At 66.7% G+C, this 20,876-nt stretch carries 17 protein-coding genes; 14 read left to right on the top strand and 3 right to left on the bottom strand.

Translation table 11 applies throughout. The features are described 5' to 3' along the window. Positions 1-542: 542 nt before the first annotated feature. Complete coding sequence (locus tag KDB67_RS19315; protein ID WP_324388116.1) at positions 543-839, top strand: type II toxin-antitoxin system VapC family toxin; 297 nt, start codon at positions 543-545, stop codon at positions 837-839. A gap of 179 nt (positions 840-1,018) precedes the next feature. Then, on the top strand, positions 1,019-3,361 hold the full coding sequence (gene lon, locus KDB67_RS19310; protein ID WP_291019398.1) for an endopeptidase La: 2,343 nt from the start codon (positions 1,019-1,021) through the stop codon (positions 3,359-3,361). A gap of 81 nt (positions 3,362-3,442) precedes the next feature. Here the strand turns inward: lon and KDB67_RS19305 are convergent, their stop codons facing one another. Further along, entirely contained in the window at positions 3,443-4,765 is a 1,323-nt protein-coding gene (locus tag KDB67_RS19305) for an oxygenase MpaB family protein (protein ID WP_291019396.1), read from the bottom strand. A 330-nt stretch (positions 4,766-5,095) separates the two neighbouring features. Between KDB67_RS19305 and dnaK the strand changes: the two genes are divergently transcribed. The 5 genes from dnaK (at position 5,096) to KDB67_RS19280 (ending at position 10,836) form a co-directional block, all read left to right on the top strand. Further along, positions 5,096-6,931 carry a molecular chaperone DnaK gene (gene dnaK / locus KDB67_RS19300; protein ID WP_291019393.1) on the top strand — a complete coding sequence of 612 codons (1,836 nt, stop codon included), beginning with the start codon at positions 5,096-5,098 and terminating at the stop codon, positions 6,929-6,931. Next, positions 6,928-7,605 (top strand): nucleotide exchange factor GrpE, encoded by a 678-nt coding sequence (grpE, locus tag KDB67_RS19295; RefSeq protein ID WP_291019390.1) that lies wholly within the window; start codon positions 6,928-6,930, stop codon positions 7,603-7,605. Before dnaK ends, grpE begins: the two co-directional genes overlap by 4 nt. A gap of 161 nt (positions 7,606-7,766) precedes the next feature. Then, complete coding sequence (gene dnaJ, locus KDB67_RS19290) at positions 7,767-8,969, top strand: molecular chaperone DnaJ (RefSeq protein ID WP_291019387.1); 1,203 nt, start codon at positions 7,767-7,769, stop codon at positions 8,967-8,969. A 34-nt stretch (positions 8,970-9,003) separates the two neighbouring features. After that, a complete protein-coding gene (locus KDB67_RS19285; protein WP_291019400.1) occupies positions 9,004-9,471 on the top strand; it encodes a helix-turn-helix transcriptional regulator in 468 nt (155 codons plus the stop codon). A 129-nt stretch (positions 9,472-9,600) separates the two neighbouring features. Continuing rightward, positions 9,601-10,836, top strand: a complete 1,236-nt coding sequence (locus tag KDB67_RS19280; protein WP_291019384.1) for a hypothetical protein — start codon at positions 9,601-9,603, stop codon at positions 10,834-10,836. A 16-nt stretch (positions 10,837-10,852) separates the two neighbouring features. On the opposite strand, the gene KDB67_RS19275 is transcribed toward KDB67_RS19280, so the two are convergent. After that, a complete protein-coding gene (locus KDB67_RS19275) occupies positions 10,853-12,004 on the bottom strand; it encodes an FAD-binding oxidoreductase (RefSeq protein WP_291019381.1) in 1,152 nt (383 codons plus the stop codon). A gap of 221 nt (positions 12,005-12,225) precedes the next feature. On the opposite strand from KDB67_RS19275, the gene KDB67_RS19270 reads away from it, so the two are divergent. Further along, positions 12,226-13,347: an amidohydrolase family protein gene (locus KDB67_RS19270; RefSeq protein WP_291019378.1), complete on the top strand. Its 1,122-nt coding sequence runs from the start codon at positions 12,226-12,228 to the stop codon at positions 13,345-13,347. Between the two features lie 34 nt (positions 13,348-13,381). Here the strand turns inward: KDB67_RS19270 and KDB67_RS19265 are convergent, their stop codons facing one another. After that, positions 13,382-14,317: a serine/threonine-protein kinase gene (locus KDB67_RS19265; RefSeq protein ID WP_291019375.1), complete on the bottom strand. Its 936-nt coding sequence runs from the start codon at positions 14,315-14,317 to the stop codon at positions 13,382-13,384. A gap of 78 nt (positions 14,318-14,395) precedes the next feature. Between KDB67_RS19265 and KDB67_RS19260 the strand changes: the two genes are divergently transcribed. From KDB67_RS19260 to KDB67_RS19235, 6 genes are all read left to right on the top strand, one after another. Beyond that, entirely contained in the window at positions 14,396-15,763 is a 1,368-nt protein-coding gene (locus KDB67_RS19260; protein WP_291019372.1) for an FAD-linked oxidase C-terminal domain-containing protein, read from the top strand. Positions 15,764-16,019: 256 nt separating this feature from the next. Further along, entirely contained in the window at positions 16,020-16,316 is a 297-nt protein-coding gene (locus KDB67_RS19255; RefSeq protein ID WP_291019369.1) for a hypothetical protein, read from the top strand. 275 nt (positions 16,317-16,591) lie between these two features. Beyond that, complete coding sequence (locus tag KDB67_RS19250) at positions 16,592-17,494, top strand: phosphatase PAP2 family protein (RefSeq protein ID WP_291019366.1); 903 nt, start codon at positions 16,592-16,594, stop codon at positions 17,492-17,494. Further along, entirely contained in the window at positions 17,491-19,194 is a 1,704-nt protein-coding gene (locus tag KDB67_RS19245) for a hypothetical protein (RefSeq protein ID WP_291019364.1), read from the top strand. Before KDB67_RS19250 ends, KDB67_RS19245 begins: the two co-directional genes overlap by 4 nt. Positions 19,195-19,344: 150 nt before the next feature. Next, positions 19,345-19,887 carry a type IV toxin-antitoxin system AbiEi family antitoxin domain-containing protein gene (locus tag KDB67_RS19240; RefSeq protein ID WP_291019362.1) on the top strand — a complete coding sequence of 181 codons (543 nt, stop codon included), beginning with the start codon at positions 19,345-19,347 and terminating at the stop codon, positions 19,885-19,887. Continuing rightward, the gene (locus KDB67_RS19235) at positions 19,884-20,657 is read left to right on the top strand and encodes a nucleotidyl transferase AbiEii/AbiGii toxin family protein (RefSeq protein WP_291019360.1); all 774 of its coding nucleotides are present in this window, start codon (positions 19,884-19,886) and stop codon (positions 20,655-20,657) included. Before KDB67_RS19240 ends, KDB67_RS19235 begins: the two co-directional genes overlap by 4 nt. Positions 20,658-20,876 lie beyond the last annotated feature (219 nt).

Here is a 20,876-nt window from a genome sequence, read left to right as displayed (position 1 = left end):
TGGCAACCTGCACTTCGAGACCGGCGCCGACGCCGACAACGGCATCGGGTAACGGGCATCGGGTAACGGGCATCGGCTGAGTCCGGCGGTCGATGACCGCGACAATACAACACCCCACCGGCGGCGAACGCGAGAAGCGTTCGCCGCCGGTGGGGTGTTGATGTCAAGGTTGGCATTCACTGGGCTGGTCAAAGTGTGCACCTCCTTGGCGATGGCGGCGTCAGCCCAGCAACGCTGGTGGCTCGTCCCCTTCGCGCAAAATCATAGCTGCGCACGCCTGTTGGTGGAGGTGCTTGTGAAAGCTTGCCTCCACCAACAGATCACAAGATCGTGATCGGGAATCAGCACCGCCTGGACGTGTATCCCTGGCTCTCCCACGGACGGCTGGACAGCAGGAACGCCGAGCACAATCCCCGGTCGGCGTAGTTCTTTGCGATCCATCGATGTCCCTGCACGAGAGCGAAGTACCCCGCTCGCAACTGCCACGGCACTGCCCCCGGCAAGGCAGGTGCCCGGCCCTCGCCCATGGCTCTTGTTTCTGCGTGGCTCAGAAGAACCCAGCATCGTCCGCGTGGGAGATCGCGATCAAGACCCGGATGGGTCGGCTCGAGGGCACGGGCATCCTGTCGGGCTGGGCCCAGACGCTCAACGCCATGGCGGCGTCGGAACTTGTGATGGATTCGGCGGATGCGACTTTGGCGGGTCAACTGAACTGGGACCACCGCGACCCGTTCGACAGGATGATCGTCGCCCAGGCCACCCGGCGTGGCCTCGCGATCGCCACCAGTGACCGAGTAATCCGCGAGGGTGCGATGACGCCGGTCATCGTCACCGGGTAGGCGCGCAGCCGCGACTCGAACTGCGTCCCGCTTATCGGATATCGCGATAACCGATCAGCGGCACGAAGTCGGTGACGCGGGAACGTCGTCGTCGTGGTGTTCGCCCCCGGCGTAACCGGGGGTGGAACATGTGCGTCGGCCTCGGGGTTGAGTCGAGCAGACTGAACTTTGGAGGTTGTATGTCCAACACACACTCAGTGCCGGTCCTGTTCGTTCCCGATCTGGTGGTTCTGCCCGGCATGGTGGTACCCATCCCGCTCGACGACGCCGCGCAGGCGACCGTCGACGCTGCCCGCGCCACCGAAAGCGGCAAGCTGCTGGTGGCGCCGCGTCTGGACGACCGGTATCCGACACACGGCGTGATCGTGTCGATCGTGCAGGCCGGACGCATTCCGGGCGGGCAGCAGGCTGTCGTCGTCAAAGGTGAGAAACGGGCGCAGATCGGGTCCGGGACACCCGGGCATGGTGCGGCGTTGTGGGTCGAGGTGACCGAACTCGATGATCCACCCGTCACCGATGAGGTGAAAGACCTTGGCGCCGAATATAAGAAGCTGGTGCTGGCGATGCTGCAGCGCCGGGAGGCATGGCAGATCATCGACGCCGTCAACAAGATGACCGACCCGTCGGCGCTCGCCGACACATCCGGGTATTCGTCGTGGCTGACCGATGAGCAGAAACGCGAATTGCTCGAAACCGCCGACGTCGCACAGCGATTGCGCTCGCTCATCGAATGGACCGGGGAACACCTCGCCGAGACCGAGGTGAGCGACAAGATCGCCGCCGATGTCCGCGACGGAATGGAGAAGCAGCAGAAGGAATTTCTGCTGCGTCAGCAGCTCGCCGCGATTCGTAAGGAACTCGGCGAGGACGAACCCGAAGGCGCCGACGACTACCGGGGGCGCGTTGAGGCCGCGGACCTGCCCGACAAGGTGCGCGAGGCGGCCCTGCGGGAGGTCGGCAAACTGGAACGGGCCAGCGACCAGTCGCCGGAGACCGGATGGATCCGCACGTGGCTGGACACCGTGCTCGACCTGCCGTGGAACGTCACCACCACCGACTCCACCGACATCGCCGGCGCCAGGGAGATCCTCGACGCCGACCATCACGGACTCGATGACGTCAAGGACCGCATCGTCGAATATCTTGCGGTGCGGGCACTTCGGGCCGAACGCGGGCTGCAGGTCGTCGGCGGGCGAGGTTCGGGTGCGGTGATGGTGCTGGCCGGTCCGCCCGGCGTCGGCAAGACCTCACTCGGTGAGAGTATGGCGCGGGCGCTGGGTCGTGAGTTCGTGCGCGTGGCGCTCGGCGGCGTGCGGGACGAAGCCGAGATCCGGGGTCACCGGCGCACCTATGTCGGCGCGCTGCCCGGGCGCATCGTGCGCGCCATCAGTGAAGCCGGATCGATGAATCCCGTTGTGCTGCTGGATGAGATCGACAAGGTGGGTTCGGACTACCGGGGTGATCCGGCGGCCGCGCTGCTGGAGGTGCTCGACCCGGCGCAGAACCACACCTTCCGCGACCACTACCTCGACTTCGACCTGGACCTGTCCGATGTGGTGTTCCTGGCCACGGCCAACGTTATCGAGAACATCCCGGCGGCGCTGCTGGACCGGATGGAACTGGTGACCATCGACGGGTACACCGAGGACGACAAGGTGGCGATCGCGCGTGGGCATCTGGTGCCGCGGCAGATCGAGAGGGCCGCGTTGTCCGCCGACGAGGTGACCGTCGGTGATGACGCATTGCGTGAGATCGCGGCGAACTTCACCCGCGAACCCGGTGTGCGGCAATACGAACGGCTGCTGGCGAAACTGACGCGCAAGGTGGCGACGAAACTCGCCGCGGGCAAGGCATCGGCACCGGTGATGATCGGAGTCGACGACCTCAAGGAGTATCTGGGGCGGCCCCGGTTCCTGCCCGAATCGGCGGAACGGACCGAAGTTCCCGGTGTGGCAACGGGTTTGGCCGTGACTGGAATGGGCGGCGATGTGCTGTACATCGAGGTGAGCGCCACCGGCTCCGGCACCGAGGACGGCGAGCCACGTCTGCAACTGACCGGACAGCTCGGTGACGTGATGAAGGAGTCCGCGCAGATCGCGCTGTCGTATGTCCGTTCGCACGCAAGCGAACTCGGCGTCGATCCGGCCGCACTGAACCGCACCGTCCATGTGCACGTGCCGGCGGGCGCGGTGCCCAAGGACGGGCCGTCGGCGGGTGTCACCATGGTCACCGCACTGGTGTCGATGGCGACCGGGCGCCGGGTGCGCGGCGATGTCGGGATGACCGGCGAGGTCACTCTCAACGGGCGGGTGCTGCCGATCGGCGGGGTGAAGCAGAAACTGCTTGCCGCACAACGCAATGGGCTCAGCACCGTGTTCATCCCGCAACGCAACGAACCCGACCTCGACGACGTGCCCACCGAGATCCTCGACGCCTTGGAGGTGATCCCGATGACGGATGTCGCGGAGATTGTTTCCCGGGCACTGGACCCGGCCGCGGAGTCTTCTGCGTCGGCGGCCTGAGTTCTTGACCCAAACCCCACCGCACGGCCTCGGCATCGACATTATTGTGATGCCGACGCTGAGCGGTGGGGTTTCGGGCGGTCAGTGCGCGTAGTGGCGGTGATCGGTGGTGTACTCGGGAATGCCGTAGACGTCGAGTCGGTGCCGTACCTGGCGGGTCAGGTAGCGGCTCGAGACCTTCTGCAGTGCCGGTAGCCGACCGGCCGCGGCGACCGTGACCAGCCGGCCGCCGATGAACGGGCCGGTCGCGGCGATGCGGGCCAGGTCACCGATGCCTATGTTGACGCCCATCCGCTTGGCGGTCCGGGGGTTGAAGTCGCAGAAGGCGCCGCAGAACGCTGCCTTGCTGTAGCTTTTCTCCACCGAGTCGGCCATGCGGTCGAACAGTCGGTCGGTCGGTCGTAGATAGGCATCCATCGTGGAGGTGACCAGGCTGCGGCAGGAGTCGTCGAATCCGTCTCGCAGGGGGGCGCCGCGGACGTGGAACATGTCGACGATGTCCTGCGGGTCAGCGGGCAGGAGTTCTTCGGGCAGGCCGAGCAGAAAACACCGGTACCGGTAGAACTCGATCATCGCGCGCTCGTCGTCGGTGAAGCCGCGGCCGGCGCGCAGAGCCCCACGGGAAACCAGGTACGGGCCGATCATTCCGGCGGGCAGTTGGTCGAGCTGGGGGATGGGGAGTCCGTAAACGGCCGCGTCCCAGGCACGTCCGGACCGCCCGCTGCCGCGGGTGAGCGCGTTGTAGCGCACCATCGAGTGCATCACCCGAACCATCACCGCCGCCTCGAACCCGGGGCCGAAACGCACGAGTGCACCGGGCAGGGTGGTGACGGTGAAGAAAGCGGTGGTCTCGTTGACCCGGTACGCCGCCCGCCTGCCCGACAACGCGCCTGTCAGCGTCATCGGCAGCGCGGCATAACTGTTGGTGAAGGTGGCGATGAAGGCACCGCGGGTCACGAACGGGGCGATGAGCCCGGTGATCAGGCGGGACCGTGCGGCGCCCCGCTCGATGAGATCGTGGTCGATCCAGTCAGGCTTCTCCTCCATGACGGCGAGCAGGCCGGCCAGCTCCGGGGGCGCCTCCGGAACGTTCTCGATACCCTCCCGGCACGCCCGGCGGATCAGGCCGATGAGTTCGGTCACCGAGAGGTCCCGGGACAGCGCGGCGACCCGGTCCGCGGGGACGTCGCCGAGGTAGAGCGCGGTCCGCATCAGCTCCACAAGGCGTGCGTCATCGAGGTACGCCGCTCGGTTGCCTCTCCGGGGTGGTAGGGCACTCTTGGCGGCGGGATCGGTGGTGAACCGCTCCGGAGTCGCCGTGAAGTCGAGATTCCCGTACATCTCGGGAAGGTCGTCGGCCTGCCGGAGGACCCTGGCCGCCAGTTTGGGGTAGTAGGTCGCCATCTTCCTCCCAACGGACGCAACTGCCCGAACTGTAATGCTTCGTCGTAGGTCTGGATGGTGGGGTCCGCCGCTTTGGGAAGTATGAGCGACATGTACTCAACTTTTTTCCGGGATCGGGAACAGATCGGGACGGTCGCCCGTTGGACAGACCATGGAACTTGAGCAATATCCACTCAACTTGAGTTGACCGCAGACGATCGTTCGGCTAGAACATGAGTCGGCTGCACTGAAGTTGAGTGCCTGCGCAGGTTTCGGGCAAACCAACCCGCGCCGCATCGGCGCCGGTCGCAGAAGCTTGGGCGCAACGCCCTGAAACAGGAGGATAAACAGATGTCACGTGCTGTTGGAATCGACCTCGGCACCACCAACTCCGTCGTCTCGGTGCTGGAAGGTGGCGAATCGACCGTCATCGCCAACGCGGAGGGTTCGCGGACCACGCCGTCCGTCGTCGCCTTCGCCCGCAACGGTGAGGTCCTGGTGGGTCAGCCCGCCAAGAACCAGGCCGTCACCAACGTCGACCGCACCATCCGCTCGGTCAAGCGCCACATGGGCGAGGACTGGACCGTCGACATCGACGACAAGAAGTACACCCCGCAGGAAATCAGCGCGCGTACGCTCATGAAGCTCAAGCGCGACGCCGAGGCCTACCTCGGCGAGGACGTCGAGGACGCCGTCATCACCGTCCCCGCCTACTTCAACGACTCGCAGCGCCAGGCCACCAAGGAAGCCGGCCAGATCGCCGGCCTGAACGTGCTTCGCATCGTCAACGAGCCCACCGCCGCGGCCCTGGCCTACGGCCTGGACAAGGGTGAGAAGGAACAGACCATCCTGGTCTTCGACCTCGGCGGCGGCACCTTCGACGTCTCGCTGCTGGAAATCGGCGACGGCGTCGTCGAGGTCCGCGCCACCTCCGGCGACAACAACCTCGGTGGTGACGACTGGGATCAGCGCGTCGTCGACTGGCTGGTGGAGAAGTTCAAGTCGCAGAACGGCATCGACCTGACCAAGGACAAGATGGCCCTGCAGCGTCTGCGTGAGGCCGCGGAGAAGGCCAAGATCGAACTGTCGGCATCGCAGTCGACCTCGATCAACCTGCCGTACATCACCGTCGACGCCGACAAGAACCCGCTGTTCCTCGACGAGCAACTCTCGCGCGCCGAATTCCAGAAGATCACCTCCGATCTGCTCGAACGCACCCGCGCACCGTTCCAGGCCGTCATCAAGGACGCCGGGATCTCGGTCGGCGACATCGACCACGTGGTCCTCGTCGGCGGCTCGACCCGGATGCCCGCGGTCACCGACCTGGTCAAGGAACTGACCGGCGGTCAGGAACCCAACAAGGGTGTCAACCCCGACGAGGTCGTCGCGGTGGGTGCGGCCCTGCAGGCCGGCGTGCTGCGCGGCGAGGTCAAGGACGTGCTGCTGCTCGACGTGACCCCGCTGAGCCTCGGCATCGAGACCAAGGGCGGCGTGATGCACAAGCTGATCGAGCGCAACACCACCATCCCCACCAAGCGGTCGGAGACCTACACCACCGCCGAGGACAACCAGCCTTCGGTGCAGATCCAGGTGTATCAGGGTGAGCGTGAGATCGCCTCGCACAACAAGCTGCTCGGTTCGTTCGAACTCGGCGGCATCGCGCCCGCACCGCAGGGCGTCCCGCAGATCGAGGTGACCTTCGACATCGACGCCAACGGCATCGTGCACGTCACCGCCAAGGACAAGGGCACCGGCAAGGAGAACAGCATCCGCATCCAGGACGGTTCGGGCCTGAGCAAGGACGAGATCGACCGGATGATCAAGGACGCCGAGGCGCACGCCGACGACGACCGCAAGCGTCGCGAGGAGGCCGAGACCCGCAACCAGGCCGAGTCGCTGGTCCACCACACCGAGAAGTTCCTCAAGGACAACGACGACAAGGTGTCGGCGGAGCTCAAGGACAAGGTCAACGCCGCGATCGCCGAGGCCAACGAGGCACTCAAGGGCACCGACATCGGCGCCATCAAGAGTGCCATCGAGAAGCTGTCGGAGCAGTCGCAGGAAATGGGTCAGGCCATCTACGCCGCGGCCCAGGCCGACGCCGCCACCGTCGCTGACGACGCGGATGCCGGTGCCGGTGCCGACGACGTGGTCGACGCAGAGGTCGTCGACGAGGACAAGAAGTGACCGCTCCGGGCCCCCAGCCTGACGAGCCGATCACTGTCAGCGACCGGCGGCGCATCGATCCCGAGACGGGAGAGGTGCGCCCCGGCGCCGCGGCTACAGAACAGGTGGGGCAGACGGACGCCCAGGCCGAGCAGGCGCAGGCCGAGCCGGTGCAGGACGAACAGGAGCAGGTCGAACAGGTGCCGGCGGACAAGACCGCCGAACCGCAGCCTGCCGCCGCACCCGACGAGGCTGCCCAGGCCAACGCCGAACAGGTTGCCGAGCTGACCGCCGCGCTGCAGCGTGAACGCGCCCAGTTCGCCAATTTCAAACGGCGCAGCGCAGAGGAGAAGCAGGGGTCGGTGGCCTACGGCAAGCGGGTGCTGGCCGAGAAGCTGCTGCCGATCCTCGACGACCTCGACCGGGCACGTGCCCACGGCGACCTCGCCGACGGCCCGCTCAAGGCCGTCGCCGACAAGCTGGGCGCGGTGCTCACCGCCGAGGAACTGGTGCCGTTCGGCGAGCCCGGTGACCCGTTCGATCCGGAACTGCACGAGGCGGTGCAGAATGACGGCGACGGCACCGATCCGGTGCTCGGCGCCGTGTACCGCTGCGGATATCGGTTCGGCGACAAGGTGATCCGTACCGCGATGGTGACCGTCACCGACGCTCCGGCGGTTTCCGACGGCGAGTAGCTCGGCTGCGCGGCGCACACGACAGCTACACCACATGCAGGGTGTGCCCGGTGACGGCAGTGCACGTCACCGGGCACACTGCAATAGAACTTCACGACAAATCACAGGTCAGCGGCGCCGCGCCGGTACCGCGACCGCACGTATCAAGGAGGTGACGTCCGATGGCTCCACAACGCGAATGGCTCGAACGAGACTTCTACAAGGACCTCGGCGTTGCTTCTGACGCTTCGTCTGAGGAAATCCAGAAGGCTTACCGCAAGCTCGCCGCAGAGCTGCACCCTGACCGCAATCCGGGTAACGCGGAGGCCGAAGAGCGATTCAAGAGGGTGTCTGAAGCAAAGAGCGTTCTATCGGATCCCGAGAAGAAGAAAGAGTACGACGAGACCCGCGCGATGTTCGCCGGCGGGAGGTTCCGCGGCGGCGGCAACGGTTTCCCCGGCGGTTTCCCGGGCGGCGGTGGCACCACCTACACGACCAGCACGGGCGCCGATTTCAACATCGGCGACCTGTTCGGCGGCGGCGGAGGTGGTGGTGGCGGCGAATCCGGTGGTTTCGGTGACATCTTCGAAGGCCTGTTCAACCGAGGCGGCCGGGCGCAGTCGACCTCGCGGCCGCGACGCGGCAAAGACCTCGAAACCGAGACGACGCTGACCTTCCGCGACGCCGCGGTCGGTACCACGGTACCGCTGCGGGTGACCAGTCCGTCGCCGTGCACGTCGTGCCACGGCAGCGGCGCCAAAGCCGGCACCAGCCCAAAGGTATGTGCATCGTGCAATGGTTCGGGCTATGTCAGCCGCAACCAGGGCGCGTTCGGTTTCAGCGAACCCTGCCAGGATTGCCAGGGCACCGGATCCCGGATCGACGACCCGTGCACGGACTGCGCCGGCAGCGGTGTCACCGTCCGCGCCCGCACCATCAACGTCCGTATCCCCCCGGGGGTGGAGGACGGCCAGCGTATCCGCCTCGCCGGTCAGGGCGAGGCCGGTCGGCGCGGCGCACCGTCGGGCGACTTGTACGTGGTCGTGCACGTCAAGGCCGACAGGGTGTTCACGCGCACCGGCCAGGACCTCAAGCTCACCCTGCCGGTGAGCATCTCCGAACTGATACTGGGTGCGACGGTGTCGGTGCCCACTCTCGAGGGATCGGTCGGTGTCAAGATCCCGGCCGGTACCACCGACGGGCGCACGCTGCGGGTTCGCGGCAGGGGAGTGCCCAAGCGGGCCGGTGGCGCCGGGGACCTGCTGGTCACGGTCAAGGTCGCGGTGCCGCCGAAGCTCGACGACGCCGCACGTGAGGCCATGCAGGTCTACGCCCAGGCCGAACGTGCATGCGGATTCGACCCACGGGCCGACTGGGGACGGTGACCGGACCATGAACACCCCATCGAACCCTGAGCGCATGGGTAAGGACGGCGTACCCGGCGGCCGGGACGACACGACCGCGGTGTTCATGATCTCCGTGGCGGCCGAGCTGGCCGGCATGCACGCGCAGACGTTACGCACCTACGACCGGCTCGGACTGGTCACCCCGCACCGCACCAGCGGCGGTGGCCGCCGCTACTCCTCGCGGGACGTCGAACTGTTGCGGGAGATCCAGCGCCTGTCCCAGGAGGAGGGGGTCAATCTCGCGGGCATCAAACGGATCATCGACTTGAGCAATCAGGTCGACGCCCTGCGCGCGCGGGTCGGCGAGCTCACCGAGGAACTGGACCGGTCGCGGTCGCGTCGCGGTGGTGAACTGGTCCCGGTGCCGCGCACGAGCGCGCTGGTGGTGTGGCAACCACGGCGGCGCAGATCTGACGGACAGGGTCGATCAGAAGGACAGGGTCGATCCTCAGAAGGTCAGCAGCGGCCATCGGACGCGTGAGCGTAACAGTGTGACAACGAACTGGGAATGAACAGTCTGAGGTGCCCGTCGCAGGTGCTGCCGCTCCCCCTAGAGTAGGGGGAATGCCCGACCCGGTCGGGTGACGAGACTTGGACCGAGGGACACACAATGACGCATGCCGCTGACGACCCGGATTCGGAGGCGCCGACCGTACCCGTCGGTCGCCACGAAGCCGGCGGGAACGGCAGCGTGCTCGGCCTGACCATCACCGACGACGCGATCGTGTCGGTGGTCAGGGGACCGGCCGGTGACATCGTCGCCAGCAACATCGTCGACCTTGAGGACGGTACGTCGGAGGAAGCCGCGTTCGACGCGATCACCGAACTCATCGACTCGGTCCCGATGGCCGTCGACGCCATCGGGATCGCGGCGTCCCGTCAGTCCACCGGCGACTATCTGGCGCGGCAGTTCGCCCCGGGGGTGCTGGTGCCGGCGTGGGTGCCGAAGGTCCGGATGGTGGATTTCCCGGTCGCATTGGCCGAGGTCGCCAGAGTAGAACCGACCCGCGGCGGCGTGATCGCCGTCGTCGACCTCGACGCCGAAGGCGTTCCGTCGGCCGGCCGGTCCATCATCACCGTCGACGTGCAATCGGGTGCGATCGTCGGAACGGCAGAGTTCAACGACGGATCGCCGGCGCCCATCACCGAACCCGAAGGGGCCAACGCGGTGGCCGACGCGGTCACCACGATGCCCGGCGGGGCCTCCGTGGCGCAGGTGCTGTGCACCGGTACCGGCGCCGAGCTCCCGGGCGTGGCGCCCGCCTTCGAGTACGCGGTGGCCAGGCCGGTCTCGATCGCGACGGCCCCGACCCTGGCGGGAGCGACCGGGGCGGCCATATCCGCGCAGCGGCTGTCGGCGGAACCGGTCGGTACCACCGTCCGCACCCCCGTGGCCGCCGTCGTCGACAAGCCCGAGGCCCCGCGGCGACGGTGGTGGCCCGCGGCTGCGGCGATCGTCGGTGCACTTCTTCTCGGTGGCATCGTCGGTGCGCTGATCGGCGGTGGGTCAGAATCCGAGCCGGAGACGGTGTCGAACATCGCGGATGCGACGGCGACGGTCACCCGGACGACGACCAAGAAGATCACCCGGCCCCGGACGACCGTCACCACGACGGTCAGCGGGAACGCGGCCACCGTCACCGAGACGGTCAAGAGCAACGCGGCTCCCACCGGGGTCCGGACCGTGACGCGCACGGCCGCGGATACCAAGACCCGGACCGCGACCGTCACTGAGACCGTCCGCGACGTGGAGACAGTGACGATCACCGAGCCCCCGCAGATCAACATCCCGCCGGAGACCATCACGATCACCGACACGGTCACCGTGCAGGTTCCCGCGGGATAGTCGCCGGGGGCGGGACTCAGATCACGGGATCGTGCTGGATCCTGCGGGCCGGCACCCCGGTGATGATCAGCCGGGTGCGGGTGGACTCGATCATGTCTGCCGAACCTGCCACCAGAACCTGGTGGTCGCTCCAATCTTGGTACCCGACAACGACATTGGCCAGCGTTCCATAGCGGTGCTCGATACCGAGTGCCGTCGGGGTGACCGACGCGTCCAGCCACCACGGGTCCTCGGTGTGTTCGGACACCGCGGTGATCATCAGCCACGGGTTGGTGGCGCAGATGCGGCGCAGCACCGCGAGATCGTACAGCTCTCCCGGGTAGCGGGCCCCGTAGAAGACGTGTGTCGGTACCTGGTCGACCCGGCGCGCCATATCCAGCAGCAGTGCGCGCAGCGGGGCCAGACCCGTCCCGCCCGCCACCATGAGCACCGGACGTCCGGGTTCGATGTGCAGCGTGCCGTGCGCCTGGGCGAACGTCCACTGGTCGCCGACGGCGGTCTCTTTCACCACCGACGTACTGAACAGCCCGCCGGGCACCGCACGCACATGGAACTCGATCTCGCCGTGCTTGTTGGGCGGGATCGCGGGGGACAGATTGCGCCATGTCGTGGGCCATTGCGGGATCTGTACTTCGAGGTACTGCCCGGACTTGTACGCCGGCCGGTTCTGCGCCACCAACCGGACCACGGCCAGGTCCCGGGAGATCTGGAACTTCTCGACGACCTGCGCCGTCCACCGGGCCGGTCCCTCGGCCATCTGCGCGGCGCCGCGCATCACGCCGGTGGTCAGCAGCATCGCCTGTGACGCCGCCTGCTGGGTGTCGTCATCCCAGTCCGGCCCCATGATGGCGGCGAACTCGTCCATCAGCGCCCGGTACATGTGGTCGTACGCCTCGGGCGAGATGTCGTACTTACGGTGGTCTCGGCCGAGCTGGGCCAGGAACTCCACCAGTTCGTCCTGCCCGCCCGGTGCGGGGATCGCCTCTAGGACATGGTCGATGACGCCGGCGAACTTGCCGCGTGTCTCCGTCATCGACGGCCCGAACAGGTCGCGCAGGCCGGGTTCGATGCTGAACAGCCGCGCGTACACGTTGGTGGCAAAGCCCTGCTGGTCGTGATTGACCAGGTCGCGCAGGCGGTGCAGACCGTGCCGGGAATGGCTGACCACGGGGTATCGGTACCTCCTGTCTCCCGGCTCCGCCCCGGGTATGGATTCATCAGGCTGAAGTCAATATTCTAGTCGTTGATCCTGACCGGTTGTTTATGTGACGATGCGCATTGACGTTTCGGATGTCGTCGGCTCGTCGCATCGAGAGTACGGGCCGGTCATACGGACTAATCCTGATCGTCAGACTGATCGTGAGACGACGGGTATGCGACGCTCGGGGGGTGGACACGTTGGGTGGCGAACTGCCGGGGATCGTCGACGCGCATCTGCATCAGTGGAATCCGCGCCGGAAGCCGTCGTCGGACGTTGTCAGCCGGGGCCTGCACTACGTGACCGACCTGGGCAGACAGACCGTTCCCAGGGTGATCGGACGTCGTGAACCGGAGTTCCTGCTCAACCCGTCCGCGTTGCTGCGTGCCTACGAACCGCGCGACTACCTTGCCGACGGGGCGCGGGTGCTGCCGGTCACCGGAGCACGTATCGACACCGTGGTGTGCGTGGAGTCGCTGTCGCTGTCCGGCAGGGACACCTCGCCGATGGCCGAGACCGCCTATCTGACGTCATTGCCGTTCGGGGCGGGAGGCGCGCCGCACGTGGGTGCGATCGTCGTCGCCGCCGATCCTCGGGACGACGACCTCGGCCGGCAACTCGATGAGTGTGCGGCGGCATCGGATCTGCTGCGCGGGGTGCGCTGGTGCGCCGCCCGGCATCCGGATTCGGGGGTCCGGGACTTCGCCGCCGCCGAAAACATCCTGCCGTCGGCCGAGTTCCTGAACGGATTCGAGACGATCGCCGGGCGCAGGCTGGTGTTCGAGGTGATGTGCTACTCGCATCAGCTCTACGACGTGGTGATCCTGGCCCGCGAATTTCCCGACACCACCATCGTCGTCGACCACATGGGTATCCCCGTCGGCGCGTTCGGACCCGTCGGTGCCCGGACCGGTGCGACGGCCGCCAACCGCGCCGACATCTTGCGGTTGTGGCGCGAACGCATCACCACGCTGGCGACGTACCCGAATGTGGTGGTCAAGTTGTCGGGGCTGGCGCTGCCCGTCCTCGGCTACGGCAAGGCCCGCTGGGGCAATATCGGCGGTCGGGAGACCCTGGCCGAGATGGTGGGTCCGCTGGTGGAACATCTGGCGGCCAGGTTCGGACCCGAGCGGCTCCTGTTCGGCTCGAACTATCCGGTGGACAAGCCCAATGCCACACTCGAGGATCTGGTGGGTGCGCTCACAGACATCCTCGATGATCGTGGATCTTATTGGTTGAGAAGGATTTTCGCCGACAACGCACGGGCGGTCTATCGGCTCGGCGCCCCGGACGACCCGGCTCCCGGCGAGTAGGGCGTGGCTCCCGAGGGTGCGTCTCAGATACCGATCACCAAGGGAACCAGCCGAACCGGCGTGCGGGGCGCGGGCGTTCGGGGGGTGTCACGTCTCGCATCGTGCGGGCGATGATCGTCACGAACTCCTCGCAGGTCTCGTAGCGGTCGGCGGCGTCCTTGGCGAGGGCCTTGGTGAACACCGAATTGAGCGAACTCGGCAGCCAGGGGCGGCGCGAGGTGAGCGGCGGGATCGGGTCATGGATGTGTGCGTAGGTGATCGCGAATGCCGTCTGGCGCGGGAAAGGCGGTTTGCCGGTGAGCCATTCGACGAGGCTGCACGCCAATGCGTACTGGTCGGTGGCCGGGGAGAGTTTTTGCGCCTGAAGCAGTTCCGGAGCCGCATAGGCGATGGAACCGCGTACCCGGCCGTTGCGGGCCAGGGGCCTGGTGTCGTCGAGGAATTGGGCGATACCGAAATCGCTGAGGACGGCGTCGGCCTCGCCCAGGGTCGGCGAGGTCAGCAGGATGTTCGCGGGTTTGACGTCGCGGTGGATCACCTCGTTGCGGTGGGCGTGGTCGAGGGCCGCCGCGCTCTGGGACGCCACTCGCACTATCGTCGGCAGGTCCGGTTCGGTGTCCGGCCGGGGGATGAGGATGTCGGAGGCGGGGCCGCCCGCGTACTGCATCGCCAGCCACGGCGTTATGCGCCCATCGCCGGTCATCTCTCCATGGCTGTACATCCGCACGATGTTGCGGTGTCGCAGCAGTGAGGCGATCTCGAATTCGCGCTCGAATCGTGCGCGGGCCTGATGCTGACCGGCCTCACCGGCGTGCAGCACTTTGAGAGCCACCTCGTGCGGTTCCGCGGGCCGCGGGATGCGCGGCCGGGCGAGGTACACGTCGGCACTGCTGCCCGCGCCGACGAGCCGTTCGATGAGGTAGTCGCCGACCGCGGTGCCAGGCGCTGGAGTCTCACGGGTCGCTGCCACGTCGTCAGCGTAAGGGCAGGTGCGGGTTTGGGGCCGAATGGGTGCCCCCGGTACGGTCGCACTCCATAATGTGTGGCTATGCCGACAACTGATGTTGCCCCGCTCGCCGCGTTGCTGCCCGAGTCGATGGTGGTCACCGATCCCGATATCCTCGAAGGTTATCGGCAGGACCGCGCCCAGGACCCCGACGCCGGAACGCCGCTCGCGCTGGTGCGTCCGGTCACCACCGAGGACGTGCAGACGACGGTGCGCTGGTGCGCCGCCAACGGGGTGCAGATCGTCACCCGCGGCGCCGGAACCAGCCTGTCCGGCGGCGCGACCGCCGTCGACGGCGCGATCATGCTCTCCACCGAGAAGATGCGCGAGATCACGATCGACACCAGCACCCGCACCGCGGTCAGTCAGCCCGGAATGTTCAATTTCGAGGTCAAGGAGGCGGCCAAGGCGCACGGTCTCTGGTATCCGCCGGATCCGTCGTCGTTCGAGATCTGCACCATCGGCGGCAATGTCGCCACCAATGCGGGCGGACTGTGCTGTGTCAAGTACGGCGTCACCACCGACTACGTGCTCGGCCTGCAGGTGGTTCTCGCCGACGGCCGCGCGGTCCGGCTCGGCGGCAAACAGCTCAAGGATTCGGCGGGTCTGCCGCTGACCAAACTGTTCGTCGGCAGCGAGGGTCTGCTGGGGATCGTCACCGAGGTCACGCTGCGGCTCATCCCGGAGCAGGCGGCGGCCTCGACGGTGGTCGGGTCGTTCCCCTCGGTGCGCGAGGCCAGCGAGGCGGTGCTGGAGATCACCGGCAGGATCCGGCCGGCGATGCTGGAATTCATGGACAAGGTGTCGATCAACGCCGTCGAGGACATGCTGCACATGGACCTCGACCGGAACGCCGGCGCGTTGCTGGTGGCCCAGTCCGACGCGCCCGGACCGGCAGCTGCGGCCGAGGTGGCGTTCATCGAGGAGGTGTTCGGGCGGCACGGCGCGTCGGAGGTGTTCTCCACCACCGACCCTGCCGAGGGCGAGGCGTTCACGGTGGCGCGCCGGATGGCGATCCCCGCCGTCGAGCGCCTCGGGTCGCTGCTGCTCGAGGATGTGGGCGTACCCATCGCGATGCTGCCCGACCTCATCGAGAAGGTGGCGGCGATCGCCGACGACGAGCGGGTGATGATCTCGGTCATCGCGCACGCCGGCGACGGCAACACCCATCCACTGATCGTCTTCGACCCCGCCGATGCCGACGAAACCCGGCGCGCCAATTCGGCGTTCGGGCGCGTGATGGACGCGGCCATCGAACTCGGTGGCACCATCACCGGCGAGCACGGTGTCGGCAGGCTCAAGAAGGCGTGGCTGCCCGATCAGGTGGGTCCCGATGTCATGGCGATGACCGCCGCCATCAAGAAGGCACTCGACCCGGAAGGCCTGCTCAACCCCGGCGTCCTGCTCTGAGGCATCCCCATTCCGGTGTGAGTGCGTCATTTGTACGTAGGACAGCACCCTCCGGTCATCGAAACAGTACCTATCGTCATTTGTACCCACGCACGTGGCGGATAAGACAACGCGGAAGGCTATATCGATGTCAAAGAAGCTGGTTATCGCGGTTCTGGCATTCATGACAGGGCTTGGGTTGCTGACTGTCAGCGCAGCGCAAGCCCCGGCCCGTCCAGGGGACGGACCTGACCACGGGAACGGGTCCAATCGGCTCGTGATCAAGGTGTCCGCGTATATCACCCATGACATGGACGATCCGCGGGTCATCATCACCACCAAACGCGGGCGGTATGTCGCCACGGCTCGAGAGGTGTCCAGGCACCGTGTGGAGTCGTATTGGATGGAATTTCGGTACATAGCTCGGAATCTGCCGTCGGAGACCCCACTGAAAGTGGCCGTCTCGGTCCGGGGCAGTACCCAGCCGTTCTGGGGCAAGAACGACGTGTACTTCGGTCGATCCACGGGCGGCGGCACGGTCACCAAGTCCGTGTTCATCTACAACCAGCACTGACGCGCCAATTCTGACGACAAGCCAGAATCCTGCTGCCAAGTATGCGGCAGCAGGATTCCGGCTTGAATCGTCTTGCTCGGAGTCGGGGGCGATGGCGGCCGCCATCAAGACGGAGCTCGACCCGAATGGCCTGCTCAACCCCGGTGATCTGCTGTAGCCCGCGGGGCCGATGTATGCTGGCGGCTTGACCTGTCGGCGGGCGGCAGGGGGGTGAGGGCGTGTTCACCGTGCCCGCGTAGTCGTGTGAGCCCGCGTAGTTGTGTGAGGAGGACACCGTGACCGAGACGGAAACATCTGTCGACTCGGCCGCACGCACCTCCAGCGCGGGTTCGGGCCGGACGCTCTGGCATGTGCTGGGCCGGATGCCCCGGGGTTTCGCCGCGGTGATGCGGTATTTCGTCGCCCCCCGCTGGTGGGTGGAGATTCTGGTGCTCGGCGCCCTGTACGGGATCTATTCGATGATTCGCAACATGGCAGACGGCGATGTGGGCATCGCGTTCCGCAACGGTCGCGACATCCTGGCCTGGGAGGACGAGTTCGGGCTCGCGTTCGAACGCTGGCTCAACGAGTTCGTCAACGACACCCCGCCCGTCGCGGCGCTCAGCGCGCTCGAATACGCGTCGCTGCACTTCATCGTCACCCCGGGCGTACTGATCTGGCTGTTCGTGGCACATCGACACCGATACCGGCTGATGAGTTCGGTGCTGGTGCTGACCACGGGATTCGCGCTCGTCGGGTTCTACTCGATGCCCACCGCACCGCCGCGAATGCTCGCCGACGAACGGTTCGTCGACATCATGGCCAAGACCGGGTCGTGGGGCTGGTGGCCGGAGTCCGGCGCCCCGGGCTCGGATGCGGTGTCCAACCAGTTCGCCGCGATGCCGTCGCTGCACTGCGCCTGGGCCGCCTGGTGCGGCATAATGCTGGTGCACTTCGGACGTAGGCATTGGGTGCGGGTGCTCGGCTGCCTGTACCCGTTCACCACGTTCTTCGTGGTGATGGGCACTGGAAATCACTACCTCCTCGACGTCGTGGCCGGGCTGGCCACGCTCGCCGCGGGTGCGGCCGCCGCGTACGGGCTGCGCTATCTGTGGCGGCGATACCTGGATTCCCCGCTGAGCGGCATGAGCTGGCAGGAACTGTCCGGCGATGCGAAGCGAGCCACCCCGGAGTCGTGAGCACCCCCCTGCATCTGAGTCCCCGGTTCCGGCGGGCGTGGCTGCCGTTGGGGACGGCGGTGGTGGCGAGCATCGTGCTCCTTCTGGTCAGTCCGGCGCTGTCGGATCTGCAGGCGGCGCTAGCCCGTGAGGACGCCGCCCGGTCGGGTGTCGGGCTGGCCTACTGGTTCGGCTGGTACGGCGGCGTCTCGCCCGGCAGCTACTCGCTGATCGTCCCGAAGCTGTCGACGCTGATCGGTTCGCTCCCACTGCTGTGCGCGTCCACCATCGCCATCGCCGCGCTGGCGTACCCGTTGTCGCGACGCGCCGCGCACCCGACGATGCTGGCGTGGGCGATCGCCGCGACCGCGGTCCTCAACATGATGTCGGGACGTGTCGCGTTCGCGGTGGCCGCGGCGATCACGCTGGGCGGGGTGGTGCTGATCGCGCAGCGGATGCTGGTCGTCGGTGCGGCCGCCTTGGTGCTGGGTGGCTGCGCCAGCGCCCTGGCCCCGGCGTTCGTCGGGCTGGCAGTGGTGCCGTTCGTCGTCCGTTCGCTGCATGACGGTGGCCGGCTGGTGTGGCATCACACCGCCGCGATTCCCGACAAGGACCGGCCCGATGTCGCCAGGCCCGACCCGGCGTTGTGGGCGCTGCTGATCGGCGCGGCCGTGGGGGTGTTCGTTCCGTTCGCGCTGTTCGGCGCGCCGGGATCGCAGGTGTTCCCGGCGACGACGCTGTTCTGGTGTGTGCTGATCGGGATCGGCGCCTGGGTCGCTCTGCGACCTGGATCCGGGGATCCCGACGACGATCCGGGCCTCATCGGGAACGTCGTGCGCGAAACCGCCGTGTGGATCCCGCTGCTCGCGACGGCCATAGCGCTCGCGCTGTTCCTGATCCCGACGGGCGTCGGCTCCAACCTCAGCCGGTTCTTCTGTTTCGTCCTGCCGTGCCTGGTGCTGTTCTTCTCCCGCAGGCCGTGGCGGTTCCTGGCGCTCGCACTCGCCCCGGCTCTGGTCTACTCGGTGTTCGTGGCCGCCGCCGATCAGGTCGCCGCGGCCGACATCGACGACCCGGCGATCTCGTACGCACCGCTCGTCGAGCAGTTGGAGAAGATCCCGGGGATGGCCAACCACCGGGTCGAACTCGTCGACGCGGCCACCCACGCCGGATCGCACATGGTCGCCAAGACGGTGAAACTGGCACGCGGCTGGGAAAACCAGTCCGACGCCCGGTACAACCCGATCTTCTACGAGACCGATGCGCTCACCGCCGGCAGCTACCGGCTGTGGCTGTCGGACAACGCCGTCGCCTATGTGGCCGTGTCAGTTGCCCCGATGCGGCAGATGAAGGCCGAGGCCGAACTCGTCGAGTCGGGCTTGCCCTACCTGACGCGGACCTGGCGCAACGACGACTGGGCCCTGTACCGGGTGGCCGGTCCCACCGCGATCGTGCCCGAACCGCTCCGGTTGGTGGAGGAGTCGCCCTCGCAGATGGTGATTGAGGCGCCGGCGGCGGCGGCGTACGAGATCCGCATCCGGCCCAACCGGTACCTCACGGCCCGCGATGAGATCGATCCGGCGATCAGCGCGTGCGTCACCGCCACCGTCGACGGCTGGACGCAGGTCCGCACCCCGGCGTCGGGACGCTACGTCCTGGCCGGAGACTTCAGCTGGCGTGGGGTTTTCACGGGCGAGGCCTCACCGTGCGCGGAGAACTGAGGCCCGGACGCACGCGCCCCGCGTTGGCGGTGCCTCTCGAAGGGGCTACATACATCCTCCTGTTGGGCTGGCTCGTTGTTCGAGGTGCATTCAGACGGACACGCTCCGTTAGCGCTGTCACAACACTACTGTTTTCGGTAGTGTTGTGACATGGCTGCTGGCATGAGGTACCGGGAGATCGTGCGCGAGATCGCGCTCGATCACTACGGTTACGTCACGACCAGAGAGGCCGCCGACGCCGGCGTGCCCACGGTCGAACTGCCGAAGCTCGCCGCCCGTGGTGGACTCGTGAACGTCACCTATGGGCTTTACCGAGTGCCGGACATACCTTCGACCGCCTATGACCAGTTCGCTGAGGCGCTCCTGCGGGCGGGGGAGGGTGCCTACCTACATGGCGAGTCGGTGCTTGCCCTGTTCAGGCTCGCCGACGTGAATCCCCGAAAGATCAAGGTCGCCGTCCGCCGCCGTGCCCGTCCGAAGATGCCCCCATACATCGAGCTGACCCAGGTGAGGGGCGGTGTGCGCACAACGTTCTACGAGGGACTCGAAGCGCAGCCCATAGCTGATGCCATCCTTGAGTGCCGCGGTCGCATAGAGACCGAACACCTTCTGAGCGCCGCCAAACAGGCGCGCGGCGAGGGACTGCTGACGACGGCCGAGTGGCAGCGGGTGCGGAAGGGACTCCGGCCGTGAGCTACACCAACACACCTACGAATGTGCGCTCTCTGGAGCAGCGGATTCGCAACCTCGAAGGTGCCGACGGACTGGCGCTGCGGCGCCGGATCGCGATGGCACTGGTCGTCATCGGCCAGATGCTGCCCGAGGGCGCGATCAAAGGTGGAAGTGCGATGGCGCTTCGGTACGCGCGTGGCACCCGCTTCACGCAAGACCTCGACGCTGCACGGGTCCAGCCGCTCGCCCGATTCCGCAGCGACTTCGAAGAGTCGCTCGCCTCCGGGTGGGCCGGTTTCACCGGAAGGCTGGTCGAGAAGCCTGCCCCTCGTCCGCCGGCGGTGCCGACGGCATATGTCATGCAACCTTTCGACGTGAAACTCGACTACCGAGGCAGGCCGTGGTGCACGGTGAAGTTCGAGTTGGGGCACAACGAGATCGGTGATGCCAACGAGCCGGAGCACCGACTCGCGGCTGACCTTGCCGAACTCTTCACCGAAGTCGGGCTTGAAGCCCCGAAAGCGGTCCCCGTCATGCGCTCCGATCACCAGGTCGCGCAGAAGCTTCACGCCGTCTCTGGTGAGCGAAGTGAACGCGCCCGCGATCTCGTCGACCTGCAACTACTCGACAAGGGCGAGTACCTCGACCTCCCACAGGTGATTGCGACGTGCGTCCGACTCTTCGACTACCGGCGCCGGCAGACATGGCCGCCAAATATCGTTGTCGGTGCCAGGTGGGACACTCTCTACGCAGAAGCAGCGGAGACTCTAGAGATCGAAGCACGAGAGTGAATATTCCGAACTGATGCACGGTGCGAGTCTCCTTCGTGGCGCCTGATCGATCATAAATCGCCTTCCCGACTTTAATAAAATTCTCGTATAGTGAACTAGGGAATTGTCCGCCCATACTAACCTCAAAATTTCATGAGGTGGCCGTTGCCTGTTGAGTGGGCCCAGATGGTGGTCTGAGGACCGAATTCTGGGCCGGGGCCGTGTGGGGTGGTCCGAACG

The organism is Gordonia sp. (in: high G+C Gram-positive bacteria) (assembly GCF_020438995.1).
GTDB lineage: Bacteria > Actinomycetota > Actinomycetes > Mycobacteriales > Mycobacteriaceae > Gordonia.
The sequence above is the reverse complement of the archived record's forward strand: the minus strand, read 5'-3'. Positions and strand labels throughout refer to the sequence as shown.